This is a genomic window from Paraburkholderia strydomiana (genome assembly GCF_031456815.1).
GTDB classification, from domain to species: domain Bacteria; phylum Pseudomonadota; class Gammaproteobacteria; order Burkholderiales; family Burkholderiaceae; genus Paraburkholderia; species Paraburkholderia caledonica.
The window spans coordinates 1-9,813 of sequence record NZ_JAVDVL010000035.1; the positions used below are offsets into that span (position 1 = coordinate 1).

Genomic DNA, 9,813 nt, shown 5'->3' on the forward strand with positions numbered 1-9,813 from the left:
GAAGCTGGCAGGCGCGTGAACTCGCGCGCCAACGTTGTTCATTGAGCAAAGCTCGATCACGTCATCCGCTTGCGTCTCGGTCCAACGCAATCGTGCTCCCGACAGGACTTCACCAACCGGGCGTTCTGCACGTTTTTACACGGCCTCGGCCAGTTTGAGACGTTCGCCAGTGATAACAGCGGACGTTGAAATGCCCGGTCTCATCCTGGCAAGAGCCATTCCGGCCGTCCCTGGGCTGGCCGCAAGCTCATTTCAAAAGCCCGCGGTGCGCATTCGTGAGACCTGACATGTTGCTGGCTCGACCCTCAGCAGACTGATTGCAATCGCTCCGCGCAGGTCTGCAAGACGAGGTCGGGTGGCAGTTTCCACCAGTTGTCGCGCGAGAAAATTTCGACTTCAACCATACCGCTATAGCCCGCATTCTCGACGCTCTGCCGGAAGCCGGCAAGGTCGATCACGCCGTCTCCCATCATGCCGCGATCGAGCAACATATCGGTCGTCGGAACCAGCCAATCGGAAACGTGATAAGCGAGAATGCGATGGTGATTGCCGATCGAGGTAAGCGCACCATCCAACTGCGGGTCCCACCAGCAGTGGTAGACGTCAACCGCGACACCGAGGAAACCATCGTTATGCGGATCAAGCTCGCGCGCGATGGCGTGCGCCTGATCGATCGTGTTAACCACCGATCTTTCGCCCGCATACATCGGATGGAGTGGCTCAATGGCTAATGGAACGGCGAGCTTGCGAGCTTCTTCCAGCAAAGCGCCGATGCCGTCCTGGACCTGCATGCGCGCGGCTGACAGGTCGCGGTTACCTTGAGGCAGACCACCCACGACCATCACGAAACACTTTGCACCCAGTTCCGCCGCGTCGTTGAGCGCCCGAACGTTTGACTGAATGTTCGCTTGCCTTTGCGCTTGTGTCGGGGCGGGGAAATACGTTGACCGACAGTATCCAGTGACCTTCAGTTCGAGCGCACGAATTTGCCTCGCGATCTTGCTGACGTCGGCGGCTTCGACTTCATGACGCCAAGGGGCCAATCCACCAAACCCAGCCCTGGCGATTCGATCGATTGTCACGTCGATCTGGTCGCGATGTCCGAGTGTGGCGGTGTTGATGGAGCAACGGGTAAGGTGCAGAGAATCCATGTTGCCAGTCCAGCCTTCGTTGAGGGAGGTGATCTAAAAGAGAGCCGCCAAAGAGGTGGCTTCTGCATCTATTCCGCGCATCCGAGCGTGGTCATGACCGCTCGCATACGGTTGATGGCCAACTCTGGATCTTTGAGCAGGTTCGCCTGATCGGCGAGCCGGAAGACTTCGGCCAAATACGCAGGCGGCCTCATGCCGTGATGTCCGCCCAACATGAAGAAGTGCGGCTGGAAACCGTTCAGGTAGGCGAGGAACACGACCCCGGTCTTGTAATACTGTGTCGGGGCGCGAAAGACATGACGCGACAGCGGTACCGTTGGCGCCAGCAACTCGTCGTAGCGAGCCAGATCGTTTGCGGCTAGCGCGGCGAGCGCCTGAGACGCTGCAGGCGCGATTGCATCGAAAATGCCGAGCAGCGCGTGCGAGTAGCCGAACTCGTCGCCAGCAATGAGAACCGGATAGTTGAAGTCGTCGCCGGTATACATCTTCACCGACTGAGGAAGGCGACGGCGGAAGTCAATTTCCTTCGCATCATCCAGCAGCGAAATCTTGATGCCGCCGACCTTAACCTCGTTCGCGGCGATGACTTCGAGGCAGGCCTTAGCCGCGTTTTCGAAGTCGGCGTGGCCCCAGTAACCGGCCAGCTCGGGATCGAACGCCTCGCCGAGCCAGTGGAGAATGACCGGCTTATCGCACGCCGACAGGACTTCCCGATAGACACGAATGTAGTCATTCGCATCCCTGGCCACGCGCGCGAGGGCGCGGCTCGCCATCAGAATGATCTGACCGCCCGCGCGTTGAACGGTCTCGATTTGCGTCAGGTAGGCTTTGATAACATCGTCGCACGAGCGCGCGTCATTGACCGGCAAGTGATCCGTGCCGCAACCCGAAGCGATCAGCGCGCCAGGAATGTCGCGTGTTTCATTCAACGTGCGGACGATCAGCTCTTTCGCCGAGTCCCACGACAGGCCCATGCCGCGTTGCGCGGTATCCATCGCCTCCGCGATCCCCAAGCCTTGCTCAAGGAGATAACGGCGATATTCGATGGTACGGTCCCAGTCGATCGCGCATGGCTGGCCGAGTTCGCCGCTACGCAGCGGATCGGCGACCACGTGCGCCGCCGAATAGGCGATGCGGTTAAACAGTGCCGCAGGCTTGACGACTTGCAGCGGGGTTCCGGTCAGACGGTAGTCAACGAGTGCGCCGTCCGAGGTAGGGAGCTTGATTTGCATGGCTTGAATCTCGAAATCAGTATTTAGAAACAAGAAGACCGCCATCGACGCGGATCGCTTGACCAACGCTGAACGGTAGGCCACCCGTTGCCAGCGTACGGACGGTGAGTGCAACTTCATTGGGTGTTCCCCATCGTTTGATGGCGGTCAACCCGTTCTCCATGAGCGCGTCGTAGCGCGCCTTCGACGGCGCAGTCATTTCAGTTTCGATCAGGCCCGGCTGCACTTCGAATACGCTGACTCCTAATTCAGCGAGCCGCAAACTGAACAAAGTGGTGGCCATCGACAGACCCGCCTTCGAGACGCAGTACTCACTGCGCTGAGGCGACGCCGCGACGGCGTTCGATGAGGAGATCGTGATGATCGAGCGATTGACGGCCGAATGCGGCGCTTGAGCGACACGCCGTCCAAACGCTTGCATCAGGAAGAACGTGCCTCGCGTGTTGACGTTCAAGCAGCGGTCATAGCTTTTGGGTGTGACGTCCAGAAGATCCCCGCGTGACATGACGGACACGCCAGCGTTATTGACCAGACAGGTGACCGGAGCGAGCGCCTCTTCGACTGCCTCAAACAGCGCGTCGTGGTGCGCAATGTCGGCGAGATTCGATGTCAACGCCACGCACTTCACACCGATGCGTTTGATGTCGGCACGCGTGACGACCAACTCCTCTGATGTTTCGACGTCGGTGATAGCGACGTCGAATCCCGCGTTGGCAAGCTCGAGCGCGATTGCGCGACCGATGCCGCGGCGAGCGCCCGTAACCAGTGCGACCTGGCGTTGCTCCATGTTCATCTCCTGCATGGCGTTGTTTGACATGTCCTCTTATGAAGTGCAGAGAAATTCATAAGTAACGATATGGTTCGTTATTTAATACTCTCAGAAGGGCCCTGTCAAAAAAGGGTTTTCCCTAACAAATCAGGAAAACCCCTGTGCGCGTTGAAGCCGAAGGGGGAGGCGAGGGGGAAAGCGAGGAGGCAGTCGCCGCGATTAACGCGGGCGCAAAAGGCTGAAAATCGTCTCGAGGTTGAAGTCGAGGCGTTTCTGGAGGGCGTCCTTGGAGACGAAGTCGAAGCCGAAGATGACCTCGCCGGTGAAGCGGTTCGTCAGGTAGTAGTAGCCCAGTGCGGCGATGGTCAGGTGCAACTGGCTTGCATCGATGCCGGCTTTAAACTCGCCGGACGCGACGCCGCGATCAAGAATCTGCTGCAGCATGTTGACGAAGCCTCGATGCAATTCGCCGAACCGTCTGGATTTCTTGATATGCCGAGCCCGGTGCAGATTTTCGCTGTTCACCAGGGACATGAACTCGGGGTTCTTCAGATAGTAGTTCCAGGTAAAGGTCACGTACGCCCGGATTGCCTCAACCGGCGGAAGATGGTCCAGGCCAAGCTCCCTTTCCTCGGTCCGAATATCAGTCCACATCTCTTCGAGGACTGTCTGGAAGAGTTCTTCCTTTCCCTTGAAGTATTCATAGATCATCCGCTTATTGACGCCGGCTTTCTCGGCGATCGTCTCGATGCGGGCGCCGCCCAAGCCCACCTTAGCGAACTCTGCCTTGGCCGCCGCGAGGATCTTGGCCTGCGTCTGAATCGGATCGCGCAGCCGCTTGGGACGCGCGGGCTTTTCGGCGACGCGCGCCTCTTCGCTCGGTTCGACTGTGGTCTGCATTTCTATGGGTCAAATCCAAAGTTAAACGGTAACTGACAACGCCTGCATATTGCAATCACGATGAGCGGGCGGCTTTCCACGCCCTCCTTATCGTAAACCCGATTTCGGGTCTTTCTCCCTTGAACGTCGCTTTCCCCCGTTCTACCATGCGTCACAAGTAACGATACAGTTCGGTACTAGACATTTGACAGATTGGCACAGGAGGCGAGTTGAACAAGTGGACCAATGCAAAGGCAGTTGCGGCTTCGATCTTTGACGGCGCAACCATCGCGATCACCGGCTCAGGCGGCGGTCTGCTTGAGCCGGACGCCATCCTTGCGGCGATTGAAGCGCGATTTCTTGAAACCGGTCATCCGCGAAATCTGACGGTAGTTCACGCCCTCGGCGTCGGTGACGGTCAAGGCAGTGGCCTCGGACGACTAGCCCACGCTGGCTTGGTTAAACGCGTGATCGGCGGCCACTGGGTGTGGTCCTCAGCGATGCAGAAGCTGGCTCATGACGGCGAGATCGAAGGCTACAGTTTTCCCGGTGGCGTGATTGCGACTCTGTTTCGGGAGATCGGCGCGGGTCGGCCGGGCGTGATCACGCGTGTTGGTCTGAGAACCTTCGTGGACCCGCGTCTGGAAGGCGGCAAACTGAATGCGGCGACGACCGAAGATCTGGTGGAACTGATCGAGATCGACGGTAAGGAATATCTCCGCTACAAGCCCGTCAAGATCGACTTCTCGATAGTCATGGCGTCGAGCGCTGATGACAGGGGCAATCTTTCGACGCGTCACGAACCGGCAGACCTGGATATTTACGCTGTCGTCCTGGCCGCGCACAACAGCGGCGGCAAAGTCATCGCGCAGGTCAAATCGCGACCGCGCTCCCACGTGCCCGCCCGTCTGGTCCGGGTGCCCGGCGTCATGGTCGACTTCACCGTCGAAACCCCGGCTCAACGTCAGTGCCAGATCAGCGAATACGACGCAACGTTGAGCGGCGAAAAGCTTGGCGAGACGCCTGAGATTGAGATGCCCGAGGGCCTGCGCCTCATCGTGGCCAAGCGTGCTGCGCAGGAGCTGGGCTCCGATCAGTCCGTGAATTTTGGCTTCGGTTTCCCGGGCGCAATCCCGGCGGTTCTGGCGTCTCAAGGTCGCGGAGACGAGTACTGGGGCTCCGTTGAGCAGGGTGTCCACCGCGGCGCAATGCTTGATGGCCCGATGTTTGGTACGGCGCGTAACGCCGACGCCATCATGCCGAGCGTCGATCAGTTCGATTGGTATAGCGGCGGTGGTATCGACGTGACTTTCCTCGGAATGGGCGAGTTTGACGAAGAGGGCAATGTGAACGTTTCGAAGCTCGGTTCGACGGTCGTCGGTCCTGGCGGATTCATGGACATCGCTCAGGGCGCGAAAAAGCTCGTTTTCTGTGGCGCGTTCGAGGCCAAGGGTTTGCGCGTGGAGTGTAAAGGTGAGGCGCTCGAAATTCTCTCGCCGGGATCGGTACCGAAGGCCGTGAAAAAAGTGCGACACGTGACGTTCAGTGGCGTGCAGGCGCGTCTGGACGGCAAGGAAGTTCTCTACATCACCGAGCGTGCGGTGTTCCGGCTTGATGCGCTCGGCGTGCGCCTCGTCGAAGTGGCCAAGGGCCTCGACATGCACCGCGACGTGCTTTCGCGCATGGAATTCACGCCGCTTATCGATGAGCGCCTGCTCGAGAACGCGCCCGTTCACTAACGCCGATCAACCGCCGCTCACATTCGATTCTCAGGAAGAAGAGGTTCTGCATGTCTGACACGGACATTCTCTATGAAGCTAGAGGTAGCATCGCCACTATTACGCTGAACCGCGTTTCGCGCCATAACGCCCTGACCTTGCAAATGCTGGATGACATCGACCGCGCCGTGATAGACGTCGAGCGCAACGATGAAATACGCGTGCTGAAGATTGAAACCGCCAGTCCGCGGTTCTTTTGCAGCGGGGCAGATATCAACGAGTGGGGCGACACTGATCCGCAGAGGATGGGCACCCGTTTCATTCGGGAAGGCAACCGTGTGTTCCGTCGAATCGCGGAACTCGACAAACCGACGGTCGCCGTCCTTTCTGCCAGCGCGCTCGGTGGCGGTTTTGAACTTGCACTGACTTGCGACCTGCGCTACGCAAACACACAGGCCAAGGTTGGTTTTCCCGAAGCGTCAGTGGGCGCCATCCCCGGATGGATGGGCTGCTCGCGGCTTTCCGAGCTTGTCGGCGCAACCCGCACGCGCGAGTTGATCCTTCTCGGTGAATCCATCTCCGCCGATACCGCTGCCGCATGGGGCGTGATCAACGAAGCCGTCGAAGCTGATCAGCTAAGCAGCCGCGTCGATGCCGTCTGCGAGACGCTCATCAAACGATCAAGGACGTCTCTGTCGGTCGGCAAACGGCTCGTTCGCATGATGGAGACGGGGCAGCACGAATACGCTCACGAACTCGCCGCATCGGTATGCAAGGCGGCGCCCGATGCAATCGAAGGCGTGGCGGCATTCCGCGAAAAACGCCATGCATCTTTCCGTTAAGTCTCAAATCCACCACCAGTCAAGCAAGCCGCATTAGCGGATCAAGCACCTCAGGAGACAGGAGTCGCTCATGGACCGTACAGCTATTCGGTGGCGCATCTGCGCGCTGCTTTTCTTCGCAACTACGATTAATTACCTGGACCGTCAGGTGCTGGGTCTGCTCAAGCCCGAGCTTGCCGTCACATTCAACTGGACCGAAACGCAATACAGCTACATCGTCATGGTGTTCACGGCTTGCTATGCGATCGGCATGGTGCTGTCTGGCAAGATGGTCGATAAGTTTGGCGTCAAGATCGGTTACGGCATGTGCGTTCTGGTGTGGAGCATCGCTGCGTGCGGTCATGCGCTCGTGCGCAGCACAATGGGCTTTGGCGTCATGCGTGCCGTGCTTGGCGTCTCAGAATCTGGCAGCTTCCCCTGCGCGGTGAAGAGTGTGTCGGAGTGGTTCCCGCGCAAAGAGCAAGCGCTTGCGGTGGGTATCCTGACTTCCGGCACCAGTATTGGTGCGGTGGCAGCACCGGCCACCGTGCCATGGCTAGCCGCAACGTATGGCTGGCAGGCTGCATTCTTTATCACTGGAATGACGGGCTTTGTCTGGCTGGCCTTCTGGTACTTCATGTATCAGGTGCCGGCAAAGCACGCGAAGATCAATGAGGCCGAACGCACCTTCATTAGCGAGGATTCGGCTCCTGTTGCGGCGACTCAAAAGGTCAGTTGGTTCACGTTGCTCAAGCTGCGTCCGACGTGGGCCTTCTTCGCCGGTAAGCTGCTGACCGACCCCATCTGGTGGTTCATGCTCTTCTGGCTACCGTCGTATTTCAACTCGCGTTTCCACCTCGACCTGAAGAACCTCGGCCTTCCGCTGGTGATCGTGTATGTCGCGACTTCGATCGGTAGCATTGGCGGCGGTTTCATCTCGTCCATGCTGATTCAGCGCGGTTGGTCCGTGACGAAGGCGCGACAAACCACCATGCTGATTTTTGCGTTCCTGGTGATGCCGATCGCACTCTCGCCGTTCATCGACAACATGTGGGCGATGGTTGGTCTGTTGAGTTTGGCAGCAGCGTCGCACCAGGCATGGTCGGCAAACCTCTTCACGACCGCATCTGACATGTTTCCGAAGGCAGCAGTCGGTTCCGTTGTGGGAATTGGTGGCTTGGCCGGTGCGTTGGGCGCGACGCTGTTCCCGCTGGTCGTTGGCGCAGTGCTCGATCATTTCAGGATGCTCGGACACATCAATGCGGGCTACAACGTGCTGTTCGTCGTCTGCGGCTCGGCCTATCTTTTGGCGTGGATCGTAATGCGCGTGATCCGCTCGTCGAGCGAGCCCGTCGACAACGCGCAACTCGCGCCGACCGCTCACAGTTGAAAGTCAGCCTCTCGAGACGCGCCTCTCGGATGCTCCCCGAGCTTCGAGAGGCGCCGCGGCGGCCAGGCACGCCTGCGTTGTGATGAAGCGACTGGATACCTTAGTCGATCCTCGGCGCCTTGGCGGCAATGAGTGAGGCCGCTGAGCGTCGCGCCTCGGAGAAACCCAAGCGATCTGCGGAGCGGCGGCTCTCCGGATGCCTGCCGGTGGTTCTCGCGAGCGACCGTTCGACCATTGATTGTGTTGAAAAAGTCTTGTTTTTGTCGGAGACGCCGAAGTTGGCGGCATGTTTTCGAGTCGTGGCGATCGGCGAAGCGGCGAACCTGTGCGAGGCAACGATCCTCGTTTCTCGTCATGCCACTGCCTGGTTCATCTGCTTGCTTCCTGACATGAAACGCTTGGCCATTCTTCGCAGGTTTTGCGCAGTCGCCGCCATCAGGAATTCATCATGAGCGCCGCTTGGACCCCGCAGGCGCAGACGGTCCAACTTCAGAATGCGCTTGAGATGGGCAAAGAGCATTTCCACCTTCTTTCGATCACGGCAAGATCGCTTGTATTCAGGCGGTTTCGCAATATGCCTCGTTTCGTCACGCGCGGCTTCATGGATGCTGCGGGCGATCTTGCGGAATGGTGTATTCGGACAGCAGCGATCCTTCATCGAACAGCTTTCGCAGTCGAACTGGCTTGCCCGATAGATGATCGTGCCAGCCTTCGTGACGCGCGAGCGCGGGTTTCTGAAGTTGCGCCGATCACTGCGTAGTGTGTGACCGGTGGGACAGCGATATTCATTGGCCAGTTCATCCCATTGGAACTCGCTGCTGGACAATGTGTTGTCCTTGCGCGTCGTTTTGTCCCAGACCGGAACATGTGGTGCAATTTCCTTCTCGTCGATCATCCAGGCAAGCATCGCTGCCGAGCCATACGCGGTGTCGCCTGCAAGACGTCGGGGCTTGAGATCGTGCCGCCGCTCAACGCGGTCAATCATCGTCCTGGTTGACTCCACTTCGTGCGAGCGGTTCGCGGGCGTCGCCTCGACGTCAACGATGATCCCTGCCTGCAGGTCAATCAGATAATTGGTCGAGTAGGCGAAGAACGCCGGACTACCCTTGGCGGCTGTCCAGCTCGCAGCGGGATCGGTCAGAGATATTCTCTTTGGAGGTGCCGATGTCTCTGCCTGCTCGACCGCGTCTGCGCCGGCCGGATTCGCTTCCTCTAATAACTTTAGATATTCCCGTACTGCGCGGCTTTGGTCCTTGACGCAACCCCAGTTGATGGACGCAGTACCTGGGACACCGCGTGCAGGGCTTGCATCGGCCCTGATGATGCTTGCGTCAATCGCGAAACCTTCACCCTTTACGAGCCCCTCGGACATGCAGCGACCCAGCACCGACTCGAACACATGGCGTAACACATCGCTATCGCGGAAGCGACCGTGGCGGTTCTTGGAGAAGGTCGAGTGTTCGGGTACGACGTCCTCCAGACCCAGTCGACAGAACCACCGATATGCAAGGTTCAAATGGACCTCCTCGCATAACCTGCGTTCGGAGCGGATGCCGAAGCAGTAGCTCACAATCAACATGCGGATCATAAGCTCCGGATCAATCGACGGCCGTCCCATTGGACCGTAGAACGGCGCGAGATGCTGGCGCAGATCGCGAAGGTCGAGGAAGTGATCAATGCCTCTCAACAGGTGTTCGCGAGGGACGTGACTATCAAGGTTGAACGAGTAGAAGAGTTTGTCCTGTCCACTGCCCAGTTGAATGAAATGAACGCGTCCCACCCAGAAAACAGGATCAGGAGATGTGGCTGGTTACAGGCCAACAGCGCGAATGTGTTCGGGAGGAAAATCCACG

Annotated in this window: 8 protein-coding genes; 3 read left to right on the forward strand and 5 right to left on the reverse strand. The window is 58.7% G+C overall.

The window, feature by feature from the left end; genetic code table 11:
• Positions 1-305: 305 nt before the first annotated feature.
• The 4 genes from J2W46_RS34165 to J2W46_RS34180 all read right to left on the reverse strand — a co-directional run bounded on the left by J2W46_RS34165 (position 306) and on the right by J2W46_RS34180 (position 4,052).
• Positions 306-1,151, reverse strand: a complete 846-nt coding sequence (locus J2W46_RS34165) for a sugar phosphate isomerase/epimerase family protein (RefSeq protein ID WP_310360404.1) — start codon at positions 1,149-1,151, stop codon at positions 306-308.
• A 68-nt stretch (positions 1,152-1,219) separates the two neighbouring features.
• Positions 1,220-2,383 carry a dihydrodipicolinate synthase family protein gene (locus J2W46_RS34170; protein ID WP_310360406.1) on the reverse strand — a complete coding sequence of 388 codons (1,164 nt, stop codon included), beginning with the start codon at positions 2,381-2,383 and terminating at the stop codon, positions 1,220-1,222.
• Between the two features lie 16 nt (positions 2,384-2,399).
• Positions 2,400-3,170, reverse strand: coding sequence for a 3-ketoacyl-ACP reductase (locus J2W46_RS34175; RefSeq protein WP_310360409.1), 771 nt, complete (start codon positions 3,168-3,170; stop codon positions 2,400-2,402).
• Positions 3,171-3,371: 201 nt separating this feature from the next.
• Complete coding sequence (locus tag J2W46_RS34180) at positions 3,372-4,052, reverse strand: TetR/AcrR family transcriptional regulator (RefSeq protein WP_310360412.1); 681 nt, start codon at positions 4,050-4,052, stop codon at positions 3,372-3,374.
• Positions 4,053-4,261: 209 nt separating this feature from the next.
• Between J2W46_RS34180 and J2W46_RS34185 the strand changes: the two genes are divergently transcribed.
• The 3 genes from J2W46_RS34185 to J2W46_RS34195 all read left to right on the forward strand — a co-directional run bounded on the left by J2W46_RS34185 (position 4,262) and on the right by J2W46_RS34195 (position 7,960).
• A complete protein-coding gene (locus tag J2W46_RS34185) occupies positions 4,262-5,770 on the forward strand; it encodes an acyl CoA:acetate/3-ketoacid CoA transferase (protein WP_310360415.1) in 1,509 nt (502 codons plus the stop codon).
• A gap of 50 nt (positions 5,771-5,820) precedes the next feature.
• Positions 5,821-6,591, forward strand: a complete 771-nt coding sequence (locus J2W46_RS34190; RefSeq protein ID WP_310360418.1) for an enoyl-CoA hydratase/isomerase family protein — start codon at positions 5,821-5,823, stop codon at positions 6,589-6,591.
• A gap of 70 nt (positions 6,592-6,661) precedes the next feature.
• Positions 6,662-7,960, forward strand: coding sequence for an MFS transporter (locus J2W46_RS34195; protein ID WP_310360420.1), 1,299 nt, complete (start codon positions 6,662-6,664; stop codon positions 7,958-7,960).
• A gap of 352 nt (positions 7,961-8,312) precedes the next feature.
• Here J2W46_RS34195 and J2W46_RS34200 read toward each other — a convergent pair whose 3' ends face one another.
• Entirely contained in the window at positions 8,313-9,722 is a 1,410-nt protein-coding gene (locus J2W46_RS34200) for an IS1182 family transposase (RefSeq protein ID WP_310360423.1), read from the reverse strand.
• Between the last annotated feature and the right edge of the window lie 91 nt (positions 9,723-9,813).